Annotated in this window: 14 protein-coding genes; 5 read left to right on the forward strand and 9 right to left on the reverse strand. The window is 42.9% G+C overall.

Annotated features, from left to right (window positions below; genetic code table 11):
* The first annotated feature begins 207 nt into the window (after positions 1-207).
* Positions 208-2,703 carry a TonB-dependent receptor gene (locus tag J4856_RS03275; RefSeq protein ID WP_065368066.1) on the forward strand — a complete coding sequence of 832 codons (2,496 nt, stop codon included), beginning with the start codon at positions 208-210 and terminating at the stop codon, positions 2,701-2,703.
* Positions 2,704-3,407: 704 nt separating this feature from the next.
* On the opposite strand, the gene J4856_RS03280 is transcribed toward J4856_RS03275, so the two are convergent.
* Both J4856_RS03280 and J4856_RS03285 read right to left on the reverse strand, forming a co-directional pair.
* Positions 3,408-3,854 (reverse strand): NanQ anomerase/TabA/YiaL family protein, encoded by a 447-nt coding sequence (locus J4856_RS03280; protein WP_025836612.1) that lies wholly within the window; start codon positions 3,852-3,854, stop codon positions 3,408-3,410.
* A 115-nt stretch (positions 3,855-3,969) separates the two neighbouring features.
* Complete coding sequence (locus J4856_RS03285; protein ID WP_065367899.1) at positions 3,970-5,436, reverse strand: SLC13 family permease; 1,467 nt, start codon at positions 5,434-5,436, stop codon at positions 3,970-3,972.
* Positions 5,437-5,563: 127 nt separating this feature from the next.
* On the opposite strand from J4856_RS03285, the gene J4856_RS03290 reads away from it, so the two are divergent.
* Together J4856_RS03290 and J4856_RS03295 are read left to right on the forward strand one after the other, a co-directional pair.
* A complete protein-coding gene (locus J4856_RS03290) occupies positions 5,564-6,685 on the forward strand; it encodes an ABC transporter substrate-binding protein (protein ID WP_025836613.1) in 1,122 nt (373 codons plus the stop codon).
* A gap of 21 nt (positions 6,686-6,706) precedes the next feature.
* Positions 6,707-7,717 (forward strand): iron ABC transporter permease, encoded by a 1,011-nt coding sequence (locus tag J4856_RS03295; RefSeq protein WP_025836615.1) that lies wholly within the window; start codon positions 6,707-6,709, stop codon positions 7,715-7,717.
* 106 nt (positions 7,718-7,823) lie between these two features.
* Here the strand turns inward: J4856_RS03295 and J4856_RS03300 are convergent, their stop codons facing one another.
* From J4856_RS03300 to J4856_RS03330, 7 genes are all read right to left on the reverse strand, one after another.
* Positions 7,824-9,245, reverse strand: coding sequence for a TolC family protein (locus J4856_RS03300; RefSeq protein ID WP_025836617.1), 1,422 nt, complete (start codon positions 9,243-9,245; stop codon positions 7,824-7,826).
* Positions 9,229-12,429 carry an efflux RND transporter permease subunit gene (locus J4856_RS03305; RefSeq protein WP_025836619.1) on the reverse strand — a complete coding sequence of 1,067 codons (3,201 nt, stop codon included), beginning with the start codon at positions 12,427-12,429 and terminating at the stop codon, positions 9,229-9,231. Before J4856_RS03305 ends, J4856_RS03300 begins: the two co-directional genes overlap by 17 nt.
* Positions 12,430-12,431: 2 nt before the next feature.
* Positions 12,432-13,511, reverse strand: a complete 1,080-nt coding sequence (locus J4856_RS03310; protein WP_025836621.1) for an efflux RND transporter periplasmic adaptor subunit — start codon at positions 13,509-13,511, stop codon at positions 12,432-12,434.
* A gap of 426 nt (positions 13,512-13,937) precedes the next feature.
* Positions 13,938-16,220 carry a Tex family protein gene (locus J4856_RS03315; protein ID WP_083130794.1) on the reverse strand — a complete coding sequence of 761 codons (2,283 nt, stop codon included), beginning with the start codon at positions 16,218-16,220 and terminating at the stop codon, positions 13,938-13,940.
* Between the two features lie 68 nt (positions 16,221-16,288).
* A complete protein-coding gene (locus J4856_RS03320; RefSeq protein ID WP_234967150.1) occupies positions 16,289-16,852 on the reverse strand; it encodes a 50S ribosomal protein L19 in 564 nt (187 codons plus the stop codon).
* A gap of 5 nt (positions 16,853-16,857) precedes the next feature.
* Positions 16,858-17,514, reverse strand: a complete 657-nt coding sequence (locus tag J4856_RS03325) for a murein L,D-transpeptidase catalytic domain-containing protein (protein WP_025836623.1) — start codon at positions 17,512-17,514, stop codon at positions 16,858-16,860.
* A gap of 106 nt (positions 17,515-17,620) precedes the next feature.
* Positions 17,621-19,762: a M3 family metallopeptidase gene (locus tag J4856_RS03330; protein WP_025836625.1), complete on the reverse strand. Its 2,142-nt coding sequence runs from the start codon at positions 19,760-19,762 to the stop codon at positions 17,621-17,623.
* A 1,037-nt stretch (positions 19,763-20,799) separates the two neighbouring features.
* On the opposite strand from J4856_RS03330, the gene J4856_RS03335 reads away from it, so the two are divergent.
* Both J4856_RS03335 and J4856_RS03340 read left to right on the forward strand, forming a co-directional pair.
* Positions 20,800-22,809: an ABC-F family ATP-binding cassette domain-containing protein gene (locus tag J4856_RS03335; RefSeq protein ID WP_025836628.1), complete on the forward strand. Its 2,010-nt coding sequence runs from the start codon at positions 20,800-20,802 to the stop codon at positions 22,807-22,809.
* Positions 22,810-22,975: 166 nt separating this feature from the next.
* Positions 22,976-25,009, forward strand: a complete 2,034-nt coding sequence (locus J4856_RS03340) for a M13 family metallopeptidase (RefSeq protein ID WP_065367901.1) — start codon at positions 22,976-22,978, stop codon at positions 25,007-25,009.
* Positions 25,010-25,060 lie beyond the last annotated feature (51 nt).

The following is a 25,060-nucleotide window of genomic DNA, read 5'->3' on the forward strand; positions in this document are numbered from 1 at the left end:
TTTACCGTTGCGAATTACCTTTACAGAAATTCAATATCTAACTTATTAACTCACTATCTCGCTAACAATTACCTTGTCAACTTGTCAACCCGTCAACTCGTTAACTCTCCAACGATATTCCTAATAAATTAGGATTGTGTATTATACTTTTTCTTCATACCTTTGCCAACGTTAACAAATAGCAAAAACATAAAACAAGATTATATGATGATTAAGTCTAAGTTAGGTATTTCCCTTTTAGTGGCATCGACATTGCCTATAGGGTTGCAAGCCAATAATATTATTGAGAAAGGCGACACCTCCCGAGTGTATGATATTGATGAAGTCGTAGTTGTTGACCAACCGAAAGAGGCCTTTCGTTTGCGACAGCAGCCATTGAGTAGTACGTCGTTCAGTACCGAACTTCTACAAGGACTCAATGTTGAGGATGTTCGTCATCTGTCAACGTTTGTTCCCTCATTCTCAATGCCAGCTTATGGAAGTCGTTACACCTCTTCTATATATATACGTGGAATTGGTTCACGTGTCTATTCTCCAGCCGTAGGCGTTTATGTTGATGGTATGCCAATCTTAAGCAAGAGTGCCTTCAATTTTCACATGTATGATGTCGAGCGTGTTGATGTGTTGCATGGTCCACAAGGAACACTCTATGGTATGAATACCGAAGGTGGTTTGATTCGTCTTTATAGTCATAATCCTTTCCTGTATCAGGGAACAGACGTAAAGCTTTCCATCGGTACGAAGTTACATCGGCAGATAGAGGCTAGTCATTATGCGAAACTCAACGATAAGATGGCTTATTCGTTAGCAGGCTTCTATGGCGGACAAAATGGATTCTTCCGTAATCAGTTTAATGGTGAACATGCTGATCTAATCAATGAGTTTGGTGCAAAGGGACGTTTCCTGTGGCGTCCAACAGAGAAGTTAAACTTTGATTTCATTGCCGATTATCAATATACTCGTCAGAATGGTTTCCCTTATGGACAAGTAGTAACTGATGATGAGGTTTCTTCTGCTACCATCACTTCACCCCTTTATGGTTTGAAGGCAGGAACGCAATTGCCTAACCAGAATCGTCAGGGTAATTACCGCCGTAATATTATTAATACTGGAATGGGTATTAGATATGCAGGAAACGGCTTCGACATCAACTCGATGACCACATGGCAGATGCTTCGCGACTATATGTTAATGGATATCGACTATCGTCCGCAAGACTTCATGCACCTCACACAACGTCAGCATGGGAATACGCTGACAGAAGAATTATCCATCAAAAGTCATAATCAAAACAAATGGCATTGGACCTTCGGTGCGTTTGGCTCTTATCAGTGGTTGAAGACAACTGCGCCAGTCTATTTCGATCAGGAAATGAATCGTTATCTCTCTAAGAAGATTACAGATTATGCCTATAATGGTATGCTCAACGCTATGGCAAGAAGTATGGCACAAAGAATGATTGCAAATGGAATGTCAGAGGAGCTTGCTAACAAGACGGCACGTGCAAGTGTAGCAGCGATGATTGCAGGGGCAGGTGGCGTAAATATAAATATGGCAATGGATCCAATGCCAGGCGTCTTCCGTACGCCAACCCTCAACCTTGGCGTTTATCATGAGAGTAATATAGAACTCTCTGATCGTCTTATGGCAACCTTAGGTTTGCGCTATGATTACTCGCACGTGAGCATCGATTACGCAACTTCAGCGCGGGTAGCCTTACAAGAGAGCGTGATGGGCATAACTATCAATCCTGTAATCACTTCTTCTTTGAATCATAAAGAACATGACAGCTTTAAGCAATTACTTCCAAAGATTGGCTTGACCTATCGCCTTCAGGATGGTAGTAATGTTTATGCAACATGGTCAAAGGGCTATCGTGCTGGTGGTTACAATTTTGAGATGTTCTCTGATGTACTTCAAGCTGAGACCTCACAGGCGGCAAATAAGGCACGTGCTGATGTTGACCTTACGCATGACGAGGCTTACTATGAGCGTATTGCAAAGACGATAGAATATAAGCCAGAGACTAGCTGGAACTATGAGGTGGGAGCGCATCTTAACCTTCTGAACAACCAATTGCACCTTGACCTTGCAGCTTACTATATGCAGATTCGTAATCAGCAACTCTCTGTGATGGCTGGTAACTATGGCTTCGGTCGAGTGATGACGAATGCTGGTCGCAGTCACTCCTGTGGTTTGGAGGCAACGCTCCGTGGTGGTGCATTAGATAACAAGCTGACTTATGGGCTCAGCTATGGATTTACAAGCGCTCAGTTTGATGAATATAAAGATTCTGTTGCAGGAGGTGGCATAGTTGATTATAAGGACAAGCGTGTTCCTTTCGTTCCACAGCATACACTGGGTGCCAACGCTGATTATCGTATTGACATTGACCCAGCAGCTTTGCTTGACCCATCACATCGTTTCCATCTTCGTAGTGTCACAGTCGGAATGAATCTCTCTGCACAGGGTAAGACGTTTTGGGATGAGCAGAACTCATTCGGTCAGAACTTCTATGCTGTCCTTGGTGCTCACGCTGATGCCGACTTTGGTCCATTGAATGTCAATCTGTGGGTACGTAACCTGACGGATACAAAATACAATAGCTTTGCCGTCCAGAGTGCTGCAACTGGTACACGCTACACCTTTGCTCAGCTGGGTAACCCATTCCAGATGGGTGTGGACTTCAGCATACACTTCTAAGGAAACAATACTCTCACACCCCACCGAAGAGCGAGAACCAGAGAGGCTGCTCGTTGCAAGGATGAGGATACAGGAGAGACATTATACAATTAAAGTTAGTAAACGTCCTTATCCGACTAAAGGATAAGAAAAAGAATTGACCTTCAATGAAATACATTGAAGGTCAATTACTTTTATATTGGTAAAGAACCAGAAAACATCTGTACCAATTATATGGCGCAAGGAGCGAACGGAGATTTTAAATGATATTGGGAGACTTACGATTATCACTTCATATTTTGAAAGAGGAGAAGTGTATAACAATTAGTCAAATTCGTTTTACCAGATCACTCATAAATCTTAGTTCCTGCCACTTCTGTCACTTATAACAGGCACTTAACTTATTATATTTCAGCAAGATGCATGAACAAAACCCCAAATTGACCTTAGTTTTAGTACGCTTAACTCACATGAAATCCCTACCCTTCCATATACAGCAATGGTGTTAACCCTTCACACATATGGTGCATACCATCCGCACCATTAGTGCATACCATCCGCACCACATGTGCTAAGCACCCGCACCACACGTGCGGAATATTAACACACAAGCCACACGATTCGTTATAGAACCACTTAAATCAAAACCATGCTTGTGTTTCATGCGATAAATTCTTTTATCTTTTAGAACTTGTGTTCATCCAAAGTTTGGAAGAGTGTGATGGTTATATCCTAATCTTTCCAACCAGCTTCCTTTGTTTCCCTTTACCGATGATAGGAGCATGGGCATCTTCAGGGAAGAAGATGGTGAATTTTCCAGGATTGACACAGAAGTACTCTTTTGCTGCTTGCGTATAAAAACCACAATCCCGGTCTGAATCGTAGGCAATATCCGGAGCGTTCAAGTCAGATAAAGCAGTCCAACCCATAGTTTCAGCTTGGAGCAAAGGGACTTGAACATCAATATAATTCTTATGGAACTCTAAACGTTGTTCCTCTTTTGCCTTTAACTCTACCTCATCCAAATTAATGAAAAGGTCGTCTCCATCAAGCTGAATACGTCCTGACGCTTGACGGCTGAAATCATGTTGGAGGATATATTCCAACATCTCCTTCATTCTTGGATGTAAGCTATAGTAGCGCTGGCATGCTGTTAAATCTGCTATAATCATCTTCTTGTCAATTAGTTTGTTGATAAATAATATTCCTAACTTGGGTACATGATAAAGGGGCACAGACTGATGGTGCCCCTTTTCATTTAAAGTTTATATTGATATCTGTTTCTCCTTATCCGAGGAAATTTACCTGTCCAATGACATAAAGCAGGAGGTAACCCAATATGAGGGAAACAATACCGCTAGTCAGACCCACCTTTAGCATGTCATTTTGCTTAATAAGACCTGTTGAATAAGCAATCGCATTCGGTGGTGTAGAAATAGGAAGACACATTGCTGTAGAAGCAGCAATAGCAATACCGATAAGCACCGTGCTTGTACCACCAATGCCATCAAGCTTGTCACCCATACCGCGACATACTACCGCAAGGATAGGTACCAACAAAGCTGCTGTAGCTGTGTTTGAAATAAAGTTGGAGAGGAAGTAGCAAATCAATCCAGAGATAGCAAGGATAATAATAGGACTCCATTCGCCGAATGGGATACTCTCGATGGCAGCATCTGCCAATCCAGAACCATTCATACCTAGACCGATAGCAAAACCTCCTGCTACCATCCAGATGACACTCCAGTTAATCTCCTGCATATCTTTTGCCGTGATAACACCCGTGATAGCAAAGACTGCCATTGGTATCATAGAAACCGTATTGGTATCAATACCCGTAACATCCTTAGGTATTACCCACAAGAGAATGGTGACAATAAAGGTAATAATTACGACCCACATACGCCAGCCACGATGTACCTCACCATCAATATTCAGATGAATAGTCTTCTGTGTGAATGGGAAGAAGTAAAGGATAATTCTCCAAGACAACAACAATAAGATGATTACAAGTGGTGTCATGAATGCCATCCAGTGCATGAAATCGATATTCATATTCAAGCCTGTTGGATCATTAAGATATTTTAGAGCGATAAGGTTTGGAGGCGTTCCGATAGGTGTTCCCATACCGCCAAGGTTGGCTGCTACTGGGATTGACATTGTCAAAGCTATACGTCCTTTACCATTCGCAGGCAGAGCTGCAAAGACAGGAGTAAGGAAAGTAAGCATCAATGCTGCTGTAGCAGTATTTGAAATGAACATGGAGAAGAGACCTGTAATGAGCAAGAAACCTAAAAGCACATTCTCACTTTTGTTTCCGAAAGGCTTGATAAGGTTACGTGCTAAGAGCGTGTCAAGACCCGACTTCGATGCTGCAATCGCTAAGATAAAGCCCGCGAGGAAGAGCATAATAATTGGATCTGCAAAAGATGCCATGATTTCCTTAGAGTCAAGTAAATCACCGATTCCGTCACTTTTAAAGACCCCAAAAGCATTTTTGGACACAGTGACACACATGATGGCCATGATACTCAGCGAGGTTGCCCATGCTGGGATACATTCTGTTAGCCACGCCAGTGTTGCAAAAACAAAGATTGCAATGATGCGTTGCTGTACTACGGTCAACCCATCAATGCCAAAAGCACTGGTGGGAAGGTTCCAAACAATGGTTGTAACCACGAAGATGGCTAAAAGCTCCCAAACTTTTTTCATCTCAATATGGCTACTGAGTGCATTAGATTTTTCTTCTGCCATGGTTTTAGTTGTTTAGTTAAATAAATTTAGGTTATTACATTTTATTGCGGGCTAAATTATAAAAATTATTCTTATCGGGCAAAAGAATTCTGCTTTTTTTGTATTTTTGCATAACAAATTCTCGAATATGCGACATTTATTGGTCTTTACATTTTCCCTTTTATTGTTTTTATCTTGTGGTAACCCTACTCGAAAGGTTGCTGCTGATGACAATAAAGTAACAAAATCAGAACTGCAGTATGCCCAAAACATTACGATAGAACACACAAAGCAATACGTAGTGGTACGCCTCTTAAACCCATGGAAAGAGGGTAAAGTTCTGCACACTTACTATCTGGTTGAACATAACTCAAACGTAAAAGTTCCTGATGATGGTACAAAGGTTGTTGTCCCTCTTCACAAGAGTGTGATCTTCACGACTGCACATGCTAACCTCACAGAGATGCTTCACGCACAGAAAGCCATTGCTGGGGTTGCGGACTTGAAGTACATGATTATACCAGATATTCAGAAGCGTGCACGGTTGAAAGGTGGAATTGTTGATTGCGGAGACGGAATGAAACCCGATATTGAACGTATCATTGACTTGGATGCTGATGCTATCTTCCTATCACCTTTTGAGAATAGTGGTGGCTACGGACGTTTGGAGCAGATTGGCATACCGATAATTGAGTGTGCGGATTATATGGAACGTTCAGCTTTAGGACGAGCTGAATGGATGAAGTTCTATGGTTTACTCTTTGGGAAGGAGAAGGTAGCCGACTCTCTGTTTGCTGTTGTTGAAAAGAATTATAAGACTTTAAGTGCGCAGGCAAAAAAGAGTAAGATAACACGTAGCATCCTACCAGACAGGATGGTAGGGTCTGTTTGGTATTTGCCAGGTGGCGAAAGCAGTGTGGGATTGCTATATAAGGATGCTCACGGAAGTTATGCTTATGCAAGTGATAAACATAGTGGTAGCTTATCAATGCCATTTGAAACGATATTGGATAAGTTTGGACAGAGTGATTTCTGGGTTTTGAGTTACAATGGTAAGTTTAATCGCAGACTCCTGTTAGCCGAATATAAAGGCTATGCAAAGTTAAAACCTTATCAAACAAAGGAGATTTATGGCTGTCAGGTAGATAGAAAACCTTACTTTGAGGAGGTGAGCTGGCGTCCAGACTGGTTGCTCTCTGACTTGATACAACTCTTCCACCCCGACTTACATATAGCGCCATTACGTTACTATCAGAAGTTGGCAGATTGATAGCATAGATAAGACATGATGATGAAACGGAATATTCTTCTTTTTACGTGTTTAGCAGTAAGTATCTTACTTCTCTTTGGATTGAATCTTATCACAGGTTCGGTCCAGATTCCTTTTGCTGATGTATTAGATATTCTGTTTGGTCGGTTTATAGGTAAAGAGAGTTGGCAATATATTATTTTAGAAAATCGATTTCCTCAAGCACTCACAGCCTTACTTTGTGGAGCATCGTTATCCGTTTGTGGTCTGATGCTTCAGACGGCTTTTCGTAATCCTTTGGCAGGTCCAGATGTGTTTGGTATCAGTTCAGGTGCAGGCCTTGGTGTAGCTTTGGTGATGTTATTATTAGGTGGGACTGTATCTACAACAATGTTCACTGTATCTGGTTTTCTTGCCATTCTCACAGCTGCTTTCCTTGGTGCAATCGCAGTGACAGCACTGATTTTGTTCCTTTCAACCTTAGTACGCAACAGCATTTTATTGTTAATCGTTGGTATCATGGTGGGGTATGTATCCTCTTCTGCGGTCTCACTTCTTAATTTCTTTGCATCTGACGAAGGAGTAAAAAGTTATATGATATGGGGAATGGGAAACTTCGGAGGTGTATCGATAAACCATATTCCCTTCTTTGCAATCCTCTGTTTGATGGGAATTATGGCATCTTTCCTATTGGTGAAACCTTTGAATATCCTACTTCTAGGACCGCAGTATGCAGAAAGTTTAGGCATTAGTACACGTAAACTTCGTAACATATTGTTAGTTATTGTTGGACTCTTGACAGCAATCACAACCGCTTTCTGTGGTCCCATCTCGTTTATTGGCTTGGCTATTCCACACATCGCTCGTCTCTTATTCCGTACAGAGAATCATCAAACTCTACTTCCAGGAACAGTATTGTGCGGTGCTGCCATTGCTCTGCTTTGTAATTTTATTTGTTTTCTTCCAGGCGAAACAGGTATTATTCCGCTTAATGCTGTCACACCACTCATTGGCGCGCCTGTCATCATCTACGTTGTTCTTCAGCGTCGCTAAGCGTCAATAACAAAGGAAGTTAGAAGAAAGGGGCAAACAAAATATTATCGTGATAAACGTTCCTTTTGTGCTTTAGAAAGATGCATGTGCTGAGCCTGACAATTACTTAAAAGAATGCACGATAGATTTCAATCAGTGTTGAAAGCTGTTGTGATTTCGTATCAATGAGTTCCATCTTGCAATCAAGCTGTCCGCGCTCACTATCAATAACATCTAAATAAGTTGCCCTATTATTAAGGTATAGTTGTTGAGCAGCAGAGAAGGCTCTCTTCAAAGCCTCATTTTGTTTCTCTTTATATTGTTGCAGTAATTTGATGTTGGCAATTTTAGATTGCAACGTACTCGTTTCTATAAAAGCAGTGAGCAATGTCTTATCGTAATTATAAAGAGCTTCTACCTGCATGGCATCAGCCTGTGCGAAGTTAGCTTGTATCGCTTTCTTGTTGATTAGAGGAGCAGTAAGTCCACCTAAAGCATTAAACACCAATGACTGTGGCAACTTAAACAAGTACTTAGGATTGAAGGCATTTAAGCCAATTGCAGCAGAGAGGTTAAACGTAGGTAAGAACTCCTTACGAGCTGTCTCCACATCCCATTTGGCTGCTGCAAGTTCATGTTCTGCTTGCACAACATCAGGACGCTGCAACAGAAGTTGCGTAGATAAGGAATGCGAGGTTGTAGGCATTGGTAGTTGCAAGAAGTCAACCTTCGTGCGTTGTATGGTTTGCGGAAATCTACCTAACAGCAGGTTTAGATTATTTTCCGTTTCGATAATAGATTGACGCAGCAAATACTCATCTGCCTGTGCCTTTGCCAATTCGGCATCAAACTGCTCAACAGCCAACTGCGTACCTGCATCAGCCTCTTTCTGTATGCGTGCAATCTTTACGGCATTCTTCTGCAGTGAGATATATTCTTGCATAACTGACAACTTGTAATCAAGTGCCAACAGAATATAATAGTTCTCGGCAACATCTGCCACTAACTGACTCTTAACGGCACGTTGTCCGGCTTCTGACGCTAGATAACGCTCAACAGCAGCTTTCTTGCTGCTATTGAGCTTATTCCATAAGTCAATCGTCCAGTCAAATTGTAGCGTGGGCGCTAAGTCTGGAATGACTGTTGGAACTTTATGTCCTGGAGTTATCTCCGTATCTACATTACCTGCACCTTCAGCTGTGTAACGCCCCACCTTAGAGACTCCCGCACCGATATTTGCCGTTACAGAAGGAAGAAGTGCACCCTGTTTAGCCGTCATTGCACTCCTTGCTATAGCCAGTTCCTGCACTGTTATCTTGAGATTCTGATTATTCTGCAGGGCTGTGTCAATCAGCGTTTGGAGTATTGGGTCCTGAAAGAAATCTCGCCATGCAGGAGATATCGTAACACTACTGTCCTTAGACAGCGCTGGTAATGAAACTTTAAGCGTGTCCTTTGGTATCGTAGCCTGCGGTGTCTTGCAGGCTACGATGGATAAGAGTGTTACTAAGATTGTGAATATATAACCTACCTTATTCTTCATCATCATGTTTTCTTTCGTTTATTTTCTTCTTTGTGTAACGTTTATCTTTTTCTTCACTCAAGGGCTTATCTTTCTGGTAATGTACCAGTTTGTCAGTCATTCCAGCAAAGATGTAGTAAAGACCAGGGATTAGCAACAATCCGCCTAAGGTACCGATAATCATACCACCGACAGCAGCAGTTCCAATTGTTCGGTTACCAATAGCACCAGCACCAGAGGCAAACACCAATGGAATCAAACCAGCAATGAAGGCAATACTCGTCATGAGGATAGGACGGAAACGTGCAGCAGCAGCCGAAATAGCTGCTTGGTCTATGCTTTCTCCGGCATTCTTACGCTGAACTGCATATTCCACCATCAAGACGGCATTCTTTCCTAACAAACCAATAAGCATCACCAGCGCTATTTGTGCATAGATATTGTTCTCTAAGCTACAAGCCTTCAAAAAGAGGAAGGCGCCAAAGATACCCACCGGGAGGAATACGATTACAGGCAATGGGAGGAGGAAATTCTCATATTGTGCAGCCAGAATAAGATAGACAAAGACAAGACAGACGATGAATATGATAATCGCCGTGTTACCTTGCTCTGCTTCATCTTTTGATATACCCGCCCAATCATAATCATACCCTTTCGGCAGTGAGCTTTGCGCAACCTCTTGAATGGCCTGCAAAGCTTGTCCACTTGAATATCCAGGAGCTTGTGCACCTGTCACCTCGGATGAGTTATAAAGATTATGACGAGTAATCTCACTCATACCGTAGGTCTTTGAAAGCGACATAAAGTCAGAATAAGGCACCATCTCTCCACTCTCATTCTTACTATATAACGCCAACAAATGGTTGGGGAAGTCACGATATTGAGGAGCAGCCTGCACAATCACCTTGTAAGGTTTACCAAAGCGAATAAACCCTGTCTGATAATCCGAACCTACCAACACGGATAGGTTGTTTAATGCTTTACCCGGCTTGACACCTTTTTGTAAAGCTTTGCTGTCATCAACATGAAGCATATATTGTGGGAAGCTTGCTGAGTAAAATGTGAAGGCATTCCCTATTTCAGGACGTTTGTTTAATTCTGCAACAAACGCTTTGCTCACATGTTCCATCTCGTGATAATCGTTTTTACCCGTTTTATCCAACAAACGAAGTTCGAATCCACTAGCGGCTCCATAACCTGGTATTGATGGTGGCTCAAAGAAATCTATGTTTGCTTGCGTGATGCTCTTACATTTCTGTTCTAAGTCGCTGATAATCTCTTTCGCTGTTCGTTTCCGATGTTTCCAGTCTTTGAGGTTTATCAAGCAACTTCCAGAGTTAGCACTCGTACCCTCAGAAAGGATTTCGAAGCCTGCTAACGACGAAACACTTTCTACATCCTGTTCTTTTTCGGCAATCTTAAGGAGCTTTTGTGCCACAGCATTCGTGCGTTCAATCGTAGCACTAGGAGGCGTCTCTATCACTGCATAAATCATTCCTTGGTCTTCTTGTGGAATGAAACCAGATGGAAGTCCAAGGTTTATCCAATAAGCTAAACCACAGAATGCCAAAATCAGAATGATGGTAAACGCCTTCTTCTTTACTGTATGTTCAATGATGTGTTCGTATCTGCTACGACCAGTATCAAACTTCGCATTAAATCGCTTAAGAACACGTCCTACAATACCCAACTTCACATTGTTTTCTTGTTCCTTTGTCAGAATAAGCGCACACAAAGCTGGAGTTAAAGTCAGTGCAACAAAGCCAGAGAAAAGGATGCTTGATGCCATTGTGATGGAGAACTGACGATAGAACATACCTTCTGGACCACCCATGAACGCAACAGGGATAAAGACCGACGCCATTACCAAGGAGATGGCGATAATGGCACCACTGATTTCCTTCATGGCTTTTTCTGTGGCTTCGATAGGCGTAAGATTATTGCGTGAGATTTCTACATTTACAGCTTCAATCACGACAATAGCATCATCCACCACAATACCAATGGCCATAACCAAGGCAAAGAGGGAAATCATGTTGAGCGTTATGTTGAATAACATCATCGCAATAAAACTGCCCAATAATGATATCGGGACAGCCATAATCGGAATAATTGAGGCACGCCAATCGCCTAAGAAGATGAATACCACAATAGCCACTAAGATGAAGGCTTCAAACAGGGTGTGTATTACTTTCTCAATACTTGCATCCAAGAATCTGCTCACATCGTAGCTGATTTCATAGTGCATTCCCTTTGGCATGTCTTTTTGTAGATGCGACATCGCATCCTTAACCTTGCTGATGACATTACGTGCATTACTACCATACGCTTGTTTCAACGTAACAGCAGCTGAAGGACGACCATTGAAGGTGGAGTAGATATCATATACTTCACTTCCTAAATGTACGTCGGCAATATCTTTTAAGCGTACGATATTTCCATTATTATCGCTTTTAACGATGATATTCTTATATTCCTCTTCACTGGTATAACGCCCTGGATATTTCAAAACATACTCTTTAACCTGTGGTCTTATACCTCCGCTCTCACCTAACTTTCCTGGTGACACCTCTATATTCTGATCTTCAAGTGCATCACTGACGTCATCAGTTGACAATCCATAAGCTACCATCTTGTCTGGATGTAACCACACACGCATAGCATAGTTACGCGTACCAAGAATATCCAAATCGCCAACACCATCTACACGTAACAACTCTGGAGATATGTTGATATCAAAGTAGTTGTACAGAAAGCTCTGATCAACCTCAGGATCATCACTGTAAAGATTGATATACATAAGTATGTTTGGCTCTTCACGTGATATCTTTACACCTTCTCGAATGACTTCAGGTGGCAATTTATTTGTAGCAGAAGACACACGGTTCTGAACATTTACCGCATCGACATTGGGGTCAGTACCCAACTTAAACACGACGTTTAGCTCTGCCTCGCCATCGTTACCAGCATCGCTTTCTATGTATTTCATACCAGGAATACCATTCAAGGCTTGCTCCAACGGAATGATGACCGACTTTACCAGCAACTCATTATTGGCACCAGGATAGTTAGCAATCACATTGACCTTTGGAGGAGAGATGGATGGAAACTGCGTGATAGGTAGATTGGAAAGTGATAGTATGCCAATAAAGGCAATGACCAGTGATACTACAATTGAGAGCACTGGCCTACGAATAAAGATCTTAAACATAACTAATCAGCGTTTAGTTTATCCAACTTCATTGCGGCTTGCGGAGATACCATTGAGATGCTTACCTTGTCGCCATCATTAACTTTTTGTATTCCATCGACAAGATATCGGTCGGTAGCTTGCAAACCTGAGGAGACAACATAAGCTCCTGTGATTTCACTATCTATCTTTATCGCACGTTGATGTACAACGTTATGTTTATCTACTACGAAAACATATTTTTGATCTTGTAACTCATAAACTGCTTCTTGAGGAATCAAGAGAGCATCCTTTTTAGATACAAAGAGTTTCACCGTACCTGTTTCGCCATTGCGTAAAAGGTTGTTGGGGTTGTCAAAGATAGCGCGAATGGCAATTGTTCCAGTTGAACTATCAAACTGTCCACCAATATCTAACATCTTTCCCCTTGCAGGAAAGACGTCACCATTTGCCAATACAAGCTGTAAGGGGTTGTTTGAGAAACGCTCCGGATGCAGACGAAAATCTAAATAGTCTGTTTCAGAAACATTAAAATAAACAAGTACCTTCTTATTGTCTGACAAACTGGTAAGTAAGTCGCTGGGATCTACCAAACTCCCTCTTTTGTTAGGGATGCGACCTAAAATACCCGAGAAAGGAGCTCGAATGAGAGAAAGACGTTTGTGCAATACAGCTAACTTATAATCGGCTTCTGCCCCTTTCAATTTAGCCACTGCCATGCGTTTGGCATTATTTGATAGCACCTTATTATCGGTAAGGTTCGTAACATTCTGCAAATCGATACTCGCTTGTTCTGCTGCAGCTTTAGCCTTCGCAATCTCTTCTTCAGCACCAACAATTGCAATACGGAAAAGTGGTTGTCCCGCTCTTACATATTGTCCCTCACTAACATAAACATTTTGTAAGATACCTGTTTGTTGCGAATGGATTTCAATGTTTTGTTGTGAAGCGATGTTGGCAACATAGGAACGTGGCAGAGAGATGGTTTCTACCAATGGAGTCGTTGCCGTGTAAACTGATTTTACTTCTGTTTCTTTCTTTGAATGACAAGCGCATAAAAGAAATATGACTGCAAGACAAGACAGTTGAAATAATTTCTTCATAAATTAGTCTTTTTTGTTTGTAAAAATCAAAGTGAAAAGTCAAAAGGTGTTTTTGCACATCTTAACTTTATGTTGTTATCCTATCTACTATCCCTGTTTCCTCTGTTTATCCCAAATCTTTGAAAACATCCACGTAGATACATCTCTTTATGGAAACTTTATTCGAGAATCCTTCTCTGAAATTTTCATATTTATCATCGCTTTACAATATAAAATACATCTTGTATAACACACAACTTGTGTGCCTGCAAAGTTATAGTCTTTTCATGTAGTATGCAAGTAATTCTTAAGTTAATTTATCAAATGGTTCTTGCTTCTTATCATTAGGGCATTATATTGAGACAGATTTTACCCTCCTCTTGTTTAATCAGTACCTTTTATTTGTCTTATTATGAAGATCTAACAACGGCTTACCTCGTTGCGAAGTCACCTAACACCTAACTTCATACTCAACGCAATCCTCTTACGACGGATATCAACCTCAACGACACGAACACGAACGTGTTGATGTAGGCGGACAATCTGCGTTGGATCAGTGACAAAGCGGTCGGAGAGCTGAGAGATGTGTACAAGTCCGTCTTGATGAACACCAATATCGACAAAGGCACCAAAGTTGGTAATATTCGTCACAATACCAGGAAGTTCCATCCCAACGATGAGGTCGTCTAGCTTGTGGACATTCTTATCGAACTCAAAGACTTCAACCGCCCCACGTGGGTCACGACCAGGCTTCTCAAGTTCAGAGAGGATGTCACGAAGTGAAACCTCGCCCAAGGCTTCTGAAGGGCGGGATGAGTGGGAAGTGAGATAGCGTTGAATATCAATCTTCGACAAGAGACCCTTATTGCCAATCAAATCCTTTATCGTACAACCTTGGTCTTTTGCCATTTGCTCAACGATGTGATAGCTTTCAGGATGAACAGCAGAGTTGTCGAGCGGGTTCTTGGCATTAGGAATACGTAAGAAACCAGCACATTGCTGGAAGGCTGTATCACCCAGACGCTTCACCTTTTTAAGTTGGGTACGTGAGGTAAAGGCACCATGTTCACGACGATAATCAATGATGTTTTGAGCAAGTGCAGGACCGAGTCCGCTAACGTAAGTGAGCAGATGTCGAGAAGCTGTATTGAGGTTGACACCAACCTGATTGACACAACTCATGACTGTTTGGTCGAGTGAGTGTCTTAATTTTATTTGGTCAACATCATGCTGATATTGTCCGACTCCGATACTCTTCGGGTCAATCTTTACAAGCTCAGCGAGTGGGTCCATCAGTCGCCGACCAATAGAGATGGCTCCACGTGTCGTCACATCCTCATCAGGAAACTCCTCACGTGCCACAGGTGACGCAGAATAGATAGAAGCTCCGTCCTCGCTGACCACATATTTTAAGATGTCGCCAAAGTTCTGATTAGGTTCATGAAGAACCTTATTAACGAAGGCTTCTGACTCACGACTCGCCGTACCATTGCCGATGGCTATTGCCTCAACCTCATAAGTGGAAATCATCCTTTTCAAGGCTTGTGCCGCTTGTGCCTGTTGATTACGAGGTGGATGTGGATAGATAATCTCATGATGCAGGAGATTACCTTGTTCGTCAAGACAAGCAATTTTACATCCATTGGCAAAGCCTGGGTCGAGTGCTAAGATACGTTTCTGTCCAAGTGGTGGAGAGAGAAGCAACTGACGAAGATTATCTGTAAAAACCTTAATAGCCTCATCGTCAGCATGCTCCTTACTCAAAGCGGCGAATTCGTTTTCAATACTCAGATTGATTAGTCGTTTAAAGGAGTCGTCAATGGCCTTGCAGACAAGAGTCTGACATGTTCCGTTCCCTCGCACAAACTGACGAGTGATGCGTGAGATGCACTCCTCGCCATCAATCATGATACTCACACGCAGGATGCCCTGCGCCTCACCCCGACGCATAGCAAGCAAACGATGACTATTACAACGACGGAGCGGTTCAGAGAAGTCGAAGTAATCAGCAAACTTTTGTGCCTCATCCGTATCCTGCATCTTCTTAATAACTTTCGAAGATATGATGGCCTCACGCTTATAAGCAGTGCGAACAGTATTGCGTGCCTGCTGGTTCTCAGAAACAATCTCGGCGATGATGTCTAAAGCCCCCTCCGACTCCCCCGAAAGGGGGAGAGACAAGCTTGCAAGTTCTTTGCTGAGATGTGGGGGGATAGGCACTCCCCTCCTTTCGGAGGGGTTGGGGGAGGCTTCTCTCATTATCGCCAATGCCAATGGCTCCAATCCCTTTTCACGAGCTATCTGCGCACGTGTGCGCCGTTTGAGTTTATAAGGTAGATAGATGTCTTCCAATTCTGTGGAATCCATACAAGCAAGAATTTTCCTTTCCAGTTCAGACGTTAGTTTCTCTTGCTCACGGATTGTCTTAAGGATGGTTTCCTTACGTTTGCTAAGTTCTTTTAAGCGCTCGTTTAGTTCACTAATATTGGTTATCTGTACCTCATCAAGGTTCCCTGTCCGCTCCTTACGATAGCGTGCTATAAAAGGAATCGTGCAGCCTTCATCGAGTAAGGTGAGAACTGCCGAAACGCTTTGGAGAGGAAGGGAAAGAGAGTGAGAGATAAAGGAAGCCCCCTCTGCCTCCCCCGCAAGAGGGAGAGCCTGATTTGCGGAGTGTTTGCTATTATTCTTGTGTTCGTTTTCCTTGCTGTATGGTGTTTGTCTAATCATTTTCAGATACTGGTTTATTTCTTATCTTTTGTGGAATATAACGACTTCCCTTCCATTGTTCTCTTCGGTCAGTGCCCTTTGTTTTTGGAAGAATCAGTAGGTTTTGTCTTAATCACGATGGTTGGATGTTTTTCTTGTCGTGGATCGTTTATATAAGTAATGATGTCGGCAGAGAGGATGTCCGTGGGCTTAATACGCCTTGGCAAAGCCTCCGTTATACGTTGGGGTGAAAGTTTGTAATCAATGATGGTCAGTCTTTTTCGTGGGTTTATCATCTTGCCGTTCAGAATCCATTGGAGTTCTGCAAGGGAGTTGGTTCGTATGAGGATGATATCTGCGGGTAATTTACAGAATGTGATGTTCTTCCCTTGTTTTATCTGTTCTTCTGCCGAGAAAATTTGTATGGATTCGATGGCATAAGGCGGAATAAGTCCCAGCCTATGTGATACAATCTGTTTAGCCGAATCCGACCGCATCTCGTCAATGGTAACGTGCAGGAGGGAGTCGGGTAGAGGAATGCCATCAATGACGCATAAGGTCTGGGCACGTGTGGTGAGACTGGCGAGTACAGTCAGGATTATACAGGTCAGGACTCTTTTCAAGCTCAGTTTCATAAGAATCTTTTTGTTCATCAAGATTATTTATATGCATAAAGCAGGATGGGTTTTCTGCTCTTGTCACAAAGGGCTTCGATTTTCCTTAGCATAGCGGGGCTTGTCGTGAAGCACCCCCACGAAGCATCGGTGAGTGGGAGATAGGAGGTGAGATGGTGCATAATGCCTACGTATCGAGAACTATGGATGAGGATGTTTCTTCGGCGTGCATTGCAGTTCGAAGCATCAAGACCATCAAGTGCAAAACGCAGTCCGACAGTAGTGGAATAGCCTTTCTCTGCAATCTTGAAGGCTCCGAGACTTGAACATCTGCTTCCCTCCCTATTTGAGAAAATAGGTTTCCACGCACTATTACCCTCTCCTTTGCCGTGTGCGCAGGGACCAGTGTCGAGCACGGTCAATGTATTCAGGTCGATGATAGCCATTCGGTCCTCACCCGATGGGCGTGAGAAGTCTACGAGGATGCAATAGTCTTCATTATATCCCCTTTCGTGACAGATTTCCCATACATCTTTGAAATGGCTTTGGAATGAATAGGATTTTATTTTCCAATAGCCCTTTATGCTAAAGTTGAGGATTAGAAGAGAGAGAAGAAAGAAAAAGAATAACCGACCTCTCCCCCTTATCCCTCCCCCGTAGAGGGGAGTGATATGTCTTTTTGATTGTGTTTTACTTTTCATTGCTGTATTTTTAATTTTTGGCAAATGACGGTAATCACTCCCCTCCCTATGGGGGAGGGGTAAGGGGGAGGGGCCAGTTGGTTGGTTCAGTTGGAGAGGGCTTTTTTTACATTCCCCTTGCCTTCAGCAACGCCTTGGTATCAGGAGCCTTAAGACCTGTGAAATCAGAGAAGATGGTCATGAGATCACGTGTGTTACCACGAGAAAGAACCTTCTGGCGGAAGTCATCACCTACCTTACGTGTCAAGGCACCATGCGTTGCAAAATAGTCGGCAATGTTCACTGCCAACACCTCACTCCACAGATAGCTGTAATAACCAGCTGCATATCCACCACCCCAGATGTGGTTGAAGTAAGATGTAGAGTAACGAGGAGGTATCTGATTATTCAACAAGCTCATATCCGCCAGCACTTTCTTCTCGAAAGCTGGAGCCGCTTCAGCTGTTGGAATCTCTGAAGGAGAAAGGCAATGCCATGCCATATCAACACTTGTTGCCGCAAGATTCTCACCCAATGAATAAGCTGAAAGGTAGTTCAGCGAACCCAGCATCTTCTCACGAAGTGCATCTGGCATTGGTTCGTTAGTCTTGTAATGACGTGCATAGTGGTTGAACACCTCAGGGATACTTGCAAACGACTCATTAAACTGTGATGGCATCTCCACGAAGTCACGTGATACGGCTGTACCACTCAATGTGTTATACTTACAGTTTGAGAGCATACCATGCAGGGCGTGTCCAAACTCATGGAACATTGTCTCGGTCTCATCCCATGTGAGCAGTGTTGGTTGGCCTTCAGGTGCTTTCGCATAGTTACAAACATTGTAAATCAATGGTTTCTGATTGCGGTCACTACTCTGCTTAAGGAAGGCACTCATCCATGCTCCACCACGCTTTGTTGGACGACGGAAGTAATCACAATAGAAGAGAGCCAACTGCTTACCATCGCCATCAAGTACGTCAAACACTTTCATATCCTTATGATAGGTTGGGATATCCTTACGCTCACGGAAGTTAAGTCCATAGACACGATGAGCAGCATAGAAGATACCATTCACAAGTACTGAATCGAGGTTGAAATAAGGCTTCACATCATCGTCTGAAAAGTTAAACTGCGCCTTCTTCATCTTTGCTGAGTAATAGAAGCGATCGTAAGGTTGGAGACGGAAGTCAGCACCCTCAGTCTTCTGCGCATACTCCTCAATAGCCTTTGTCTGCGCCTCAGACTTTGGTTTGTAAGCCTCAACCATCTGGTGTAGGAAGGCATAGACATTGTCTGTGTTCTTAGCCATTGTCTGTGAAAGTGAGTAAGAAGCATAGTTCTTATATCCCATGAGCTGTGCCTTCTCTGCACGCAGACGTGCAATCTTCACGATGATTGGGAAGGTGTTGTAAGCACCTGTACCATCCGTACGATGAATTGAAGCATTGTAAACCTTCTCACGTAGGGCACGATTGTCAAGACTTGCGAGGATTGGTTGCTGTGTAGTGTTCGTAATCACGATACAATAAGGTGCCTTACCGCCACGGCTTTCAGCATCCTTCTTGCACTGTGCAATATCTCCCTCACTGAGGCCTGCCAATTCCTTAACGTCACTGACCCATACCGTAGCTTCGTTGCCTGCTTTAGGAAGCATATCTCCAAACTCCTGCTGGAGCTTAGCCAGTTCCTTGTTGATTTCCTGCATCCGAGCCATCTTATCTTTTGCGAGGAGGGCACCAGCATGAGTGAAATCCTTATAGATAACTTCTAAGAGTTTCTTATCTTCACCCTTGAGTGTCTTGTATTCGTGATCGTAAACATACTTGATACGCTGGAAGAATTTCTGATTGAATTTAATTTCATTCTCAAATTCTGTCAGTAAAGGAACGATACTTGTTTGTGCCTTCTCAATCTCTGGTGTCTTATCAGCTGACACCAAGGCGTAGAAGATGTTTGACACACGCTCAAGCATCTTTCCGCTTCGCTCGTAAGCCAAAACAGTGTTAGCAAAAGTAGGCTTCTGCTTATTGTCAGTAATCTTCTTAATCTCCGCTCTCTGCTGAGCGATACCCGCTTTGATGGCAGGGAGGTAGTCGTCCCCCTTGATACGACTAAAATCAGGGGCATTGAAAGGTAATGTACTTGGTTTCATAAGTGCGTTACTTACCATTTGTGTAGTCTTTGGTCTTGCGTTTTGAGCCTGACCCGTGAGTGCTGTACAGACAAGTCCTGCAGCAAGCACAACATGTTTAAGATTCTGTTTCATATTCTTTTATTTATTTCTTATGTTGAAAAATGTGTATTAATAGGTTAGGTTTAAAGATTTCCAAATAAGTATTTATTGCTGGTAAATATTCAGAATGTGAATAATCACCCTTTTCTCCTTTATTCCGCAAACTTACAAAAAAAAATCGAGATGAGAAAATTATGAACGACGAATGTTTATTATCAGCTGTTTAGAAAAAGTTACATTAGTTGATTATTTCTACACATTATTTATCCGTCACACTTTGCATTCATCATCAAACCACGTGGCGTAATAACGAATCGTATGACTAAATAATTTCAATTGACCGAGAGAAAATATCATGGTCGAAAGTCATTGTCCCTTACTCATTTAACGGTGAAACACCCCATAGTCAACCATCGCTTTGCAACGCTTTACGTACATCACATCCTTATTCAATCCTGTTTCATTGTGCAATTATCGCTCCGCACATGTGGTGCTAGCCATCCGCACCATCCGTGCTAAGCCTCCGCACCATCCGTGCTAGGCACCCGCACCAAACATACTAAGTATCAATAAAACAACCGATGTTGGTAAACGTGGGTAGATATTGTATAAGTTAAGATTATAATCCATGCTAACTCATTGACAGATCTCAACTTACGCCATCCTAATTAGCTGCGACTAGGAATAGATAACTTGGTTCTTATCCTATCTGTTAATTCCATCGACTAAACATCTCAAAGGTTGAAAATTAAACTTCCAAGGTTAATGTTCAAAGTCCCCATCAAACGCTCACAGATTTATGTGAGAAAACGAATAGAACTCAATGCTCCAAGTTCAAAATTCAAAGTCCAAAACTCAAAGTTCATAAAATCATTGCTTCTTTTCGTTATTTTTACTAACTTTGCCCATTACATATAATGTAGAGACAGATTAGGTAAAAATCCTATGATTAGTTTTACCTAAAGGGTTCCCAATAGTTCTTGATTCAACGAAGTTAGACTATACGAGGACTTTACAATTCGAAAAGAAAATATTATCTTTGCAAAGAATATTTAGGAAAGAGAAAAGAAATGATATCAATAGACGGACTGACGGTGGAATTTGGCGTAAAGCCATTGTTTAAGGATGTTTCATTCGTCATCAACGAACGAGATAGGATAGCCTTAGTGGGCAAGAACGGAGCAGGAAAGTCAACGATGCTGAAGATTCTCTGTGGGATGCAGAAGCCAACGAGCGGTTCAGTGTCTGTACCAAATGACACAACGATAGGCTATCTTCCACAGGTAATGAAGCTATCTGACGATACTACCGTGAAGGAAGAGACGCGCAAGGCTTTCGCTGACAAAACGAAGATGGAAGAGAAGCTCAAGAAGATGGAGCAAGAGATGGCTGAGCGTACCGATTATGAGAGTGATGGATATGCTGAGTTAGTAGAACGCTTCACAACGGAACACGAGCGTTATATGATGATGGGAGGTGAAAACTATGAGGCTGAGATAGAACGAACGTTGACTGGTCTTGGTTTTACTAGAGAAGACTTTGAACGTCCTACACGTGAGTTCTCCGGTGGATGGCGTATGCGTATTGAGTTAGCAAAGATTCTCCTTCGTCGTCCTGATGTGCTCCTCCTTGATGAGCCGACGAACCACCTTGATATCGAGTCTATACAATGGTTGGAGCAGTTTCTCGCTCAGAGTGCTAAGGCTGTTGTGCTCGTAAGTCACGACCGTGCTTTTGTCAATAACGTGACGAATCGTACGTTAGAGATTACTTGCGGACACGTGGAAGATTATCGTGTGAAGTATGATGAGTATCTTGTTCTTCGGAAAGAACGTCGTGAGCAACAACTTCGTGCCTATGAGAATCAACAGAAAGAGATTGCGGATACTAAGGCTTTCATTGAGCGTTTCCGTTATCAGGCTACTAAAGCCGTACAGGTACAGCAGCGCATCCGCCAATTGGAGAAGATTGTGCCTATAGAAGTTGACGAGGTGGATAATTCTGCTATGCGCCTAAAGTTCCCTCCCTGCTTACGAAGTGGCGATTACCCGATTATTGCAGAGGATTTGGGCAAAACTTATCCAAGTCGCTTGCATAGCGATGGACCTGGTCAGACGGTATTTGAGGCTGTCAATCTAATCATCAAACGAGGTGAAAAGGTAGCCTTTGTTGGTAAGAATGGTGAGGGAAAATCTACTTTTGTGAAGTGTATCATGGGTGAGATACCATTTGATGGTACGCTGAAGATAGGGCATAATGTGCAGATAGGTTATTTTGCACAGAACCAAGCACAACTGTTGGATGAGAATCTGACGATTTATGATACCATCGACAGAGTGGCTACAGGCGATATGCGTTTGAGAATCAACGATCTGCTTGGTGCCTTTATGTTTGGCGGAGAGACTTCTGAGAAGTATGTAAAGGTACTATCTGGTGGTGAGCGTTCACGCCTGGCTATGATTAAACTCTTGCTTGAGCCTGTCAACCTCCTCATCCTCGACGAGCCAACGAACCATCTTGACATCGCTTCAAAAGAAGTGTTGAAAGAAGCAATTAAAGCCTTTGATGGGACGGCTATCATCGTGAGCCACGACCGTGAGTTCTTAGATGGATTGGTCAGCAAGGTGTATGAGTTCGGAGGCGGTAAGGTGAGAGAGCATCTGGGCGGTATCTACGACTGGCTCAAAAGCCCCCTCCAGCTCCCCCGAAAGGGGGAGAGTGCAGAGAATCTCTCGCTGAGTGGTGGGGATAATGGTAAGTTTTCATCAAATAATAGCAAAGATGCAACTCTCCCCCTTTCGGGGGAGTCGGAGGGGGCTTCTTCTTTATCTTACGCTGAACGCAAAGAACAACAGAAGAAAATTCGTAAGGCACAACGTGCTGTTGATGAGTCTGAAGCAAAAATAGCGAAGTTGGAAGCACGTAAGAGTGAACTCGATGAACTCCTCATGGCTCCTGAGAATGCCTCGAATATGGAACTCGTAACAGAATATACCAACCTACAACGTGAACTTGATGAGGAGAACGATAGATGGATGGTACTATCGGAAGAGCTGGAGACTTTGAACTTGGAACTTTGATTTTTGGAAGTTTGAACTTTGAAGTTTGAAGTTTGACTTTTGAAGTTTGACTTTTGAAGTCTAGACTTTGAGCGCTAACGTTTTTACTGTCTTACTCTTTTACTTTTTTATCGCAGTTCTCATAATTATTAATTTTGGATTTTGAATTATCTAAAACATATTTACTATGCGTATCAAAACACTTTTACCAATGATGCTCTTAGCATCTGCCCCGATTACTGGCATGGCGCAAGGCCAAGCAGGTATCAAGGCTGAAAACCTAGACAAGTCGGTACGTCCGGCTGACGACTTCTTTACATTTGCTACTGGTGGATGGCAGAAACTAAATCCGCTACCAGGTGCTTTCTCGCGTTTTGGTTCTTTCGACCAACTACAGGAGAACAATAACAAACGTATCAACACCATCCTTACTGATTTGCTTAAGAAGCCTGGTAAAGAAGGGTCAGTTGAGAGAAAGCTGAGCGACTTCTATAAGCTCGCCATGGACTCTGTGCGTCGTAACAAAGAGGGAATTAGTCCGGTTAAACCTTTACTCAGCGAGATGGAAGACGCAAAGACACTCTCAGACCTTCGTGCACTTCAGCTAAAGTATGCTAGCTTTGGTTATGGCGTGCCAATGGAATACAGCTTCGAGGCTGACGAGAAGAATGCCAAGATGAATATCCTCCTTATCTATCAGGGTGGGTTGAGTCTTGGACAGAAGGAATACTATCTGGACAATGATAAGGCAACGACTGACATTCGTAATGCTTATCGCCAGTTTATTGCAAACATGTTCCGTCTCTATGGCTTCTCTGATACACAAGCCAAGGCTAAGAGTGATGCCATTATGCGTTACGAAACAATGTTAGCCTTGATATCTAAAAGTCGTACCGAGATGCGCGATGTAGAGGCTAACTACAACAAGATGACACTCAATGAGTTTAAGGAGAAGTATCCAAACATTCCTCTTGAACAATTGATGAATGCTGAAGGTGTTAATAGCAAGGATATTCAGACGATGGTAGTAGGTCAACCATCTTTCCTTGCTGGTGTTGACAAGTTGGCTTCAACAGAGAGTGCTGACGAACTTCGTGCTCGTATGGAGTGGAGTGCTATCTTGGCTTCAGCTAATTATCTGAGCGATGATGTTCGTGCAGAATACTTCAACTTCTTCAGTAAGACGATGCGTGGTACCAAGGAGGATTACCCTCGTTGGAAGCGTGCCACACAACAGGTAGAGAAGCAGATGGGTGAGGCTTTGGGTCGTATCTATTGTGAGCGTTACTTCCCTGCGTCAAGTAAGAAGCGTATGGAAGAACTGATAAAGAACCTCGAAGTGAGTCTTGCTGAACGTATCAAAGCACAGGACTGGATGAGCGAGGCTACAAAGAAGGCAGCACTTGAGAAGCTCTCAACCTTCTATGTTAAGGTGGGCTATCCTAATAAGTGGAAGGACTTAGGTGAACTTAAGATTGATCCATCAAAGTCATATTATGAGAATGTGCAGAACTGCCATAAGTTCTGGGCAAAGGATGCTATTGAGGAGAAGGCTGGTAAGCCTGTCGATAAGGACAAGTGGCTGATGACACCACAGACGGTAAATGCTTATTATAACCCTACGACAAACGAAATCTGCTTCCCAGCAGGTATCCTGCAGTATCCTTTCTTTGACCCTAAGGCTGATGACGCTTTTAACTATGGTGCTATTGGTGTGGTTATCGGTCATGAGATGACACACGGATTTGATGACCAAGGTCGTCACTATGACAAGGATGGTAATATGACAGACTGGTGGACAGAAGAAGATGGTAAGAACTTTGAGGCACGTACGGGTAAGTATGCCGACTTCTTCAGTGCTATTAAGGTGTTACCTGACCTCAATGCAAATGGTAAGCTCACCTTGGGTGAGAACCTCGCTGACCATGGTGGTCTTGAGGTTGCCTTCAATGCTTTCATGAAGACACCAGAGGCTAAGAAGGGTAAGACAATCATGGGCTTCACACCTGAACAGCGTTTCTTCATCGCTTATGCTGGTGTATGGGCAAACAACATCACTGAAGCTGAGATTCGCAGTCGTGTAAAGAGTGACCCTCACTCTCTTGGCGAATGGCGCGTGAATGGTGCTTTACCACATATCAACGCATGGTATAAAGCGTTTGGTGTGAAGGAAGGTGATAAGCTGTTCATCCCAGAAGCTCAGCGGTTGAAGCTTTGGTAGGTGATGGATGTTGGGTATTGATGGCTTGATGGTTAATTTACTTTCAGCCTT

Origin of the sequence: Prevotella scopos JCM 17725, from assembly GCF_018127785.1 — a bacterium.
Classification (GTDB): domain Bacteria; phylum Bacteroidota; class Bacteroidia; order Bacteroidales; family Bacteroidaceae; genus Prevotella; species Prevotella scopos.

Bases quoted from the DNA above. Each gene is read 5' to 3' on its own strand.
- J4856_RS03275 (WP_065368066.1), top strand. From the start codon at position 208: ATGATTAAGTCTAAGTTAGGTATTTCCCTTTTAGTGGCATCGACATTG.
- J4856_RS03280 (WP_025836612.1), bottom strand. From the start codon at position 3,854: ATGATTATAGCAGATTTAACAGCATGCCAGCGCTACTATAGCTTACAT.
- J4856_RS03285 (WP_065367899.1), bottom strand. From the start codon at position 5,436: ATGGCAGAAGAAAAATCTAATGCACTCAGTAGCCATATTGAGATGAAA.
- J4856_RS03290 (WP_025836613.1), top strand. From the start codon at position 5,564: ATGCGACATTTATTGGTCTTTACATTTTCCCTTTTATTGTTTTTATCT.
- J4856_RS03295 (WP_025836615.1), top strand. From the start codon at position 6,707: ATGAAACGGAATATTCTTCTTTTTACGTGTTTAGCAGTAAGTATCTTA.
- J4856_RS03300 (WP_025836617.1), bottom strand. From the start codon at position 9,245: ATGATGATGAAGAATAAGGTAGGTTATATATTCACAATCTTAGTAACA.
- J4856_RS03305 (WP_025836619.1), bottom strand. From the start codon at position 12,429: ATGTTTAAGATCTTTATTCGTAGGCCAGTGCTCTCAATTGTAGTATCA.
- J4856_RS03310 (WP_025836621.1), bottom strand. From the start codon at position 13,511: ATGAAGAAATTATTTCAACTGTCTTGTCTTGCAGTCATATTTCTTTTA.
- J4856_RS03315 (WP_083130794.1), bottom strand. From the start codon at position 16,220: ATGATTAGACAAACACCATACAGCAAGGAAAACGAACACAAGAATAAT.
- J4856_RS03320 (WP_234967150.1), bottom strand. From the start codon at position 16,852: ATGAACAAAAAGATTCTTATGAAACTGAGCTTGAAAAGAGTCCTGACC.
- J4856_RS03325 (WP_025836623.1), bottom strand. From the start codon at position 17,514: ATGAAAAGTAAAACACAATCAAAAAGACATATCACTCCCCTCTACGGG.
- J4856_RS03330 (WP_025836625.1), bottom strand. From the start codon at position 19,762: ATGAAACAGAATCTTAAACATGTTGTGCTTGCTGCAGGACTTGTCTGT.
- J4856_RS03335 (WP_025836628.1), top strand. From the start codon at position 20,800: ATGATATCAATAGACGGACTGACGGTGGAATTTGGCGTAAAGCCATTG.
- J4856_RS03340 (WP_065367901.1), top strand. From the start codon at position 22,976: ATGCGTATCAAAACACTTTTACCAATGATGCTCTTAGCATCTGCCCCG.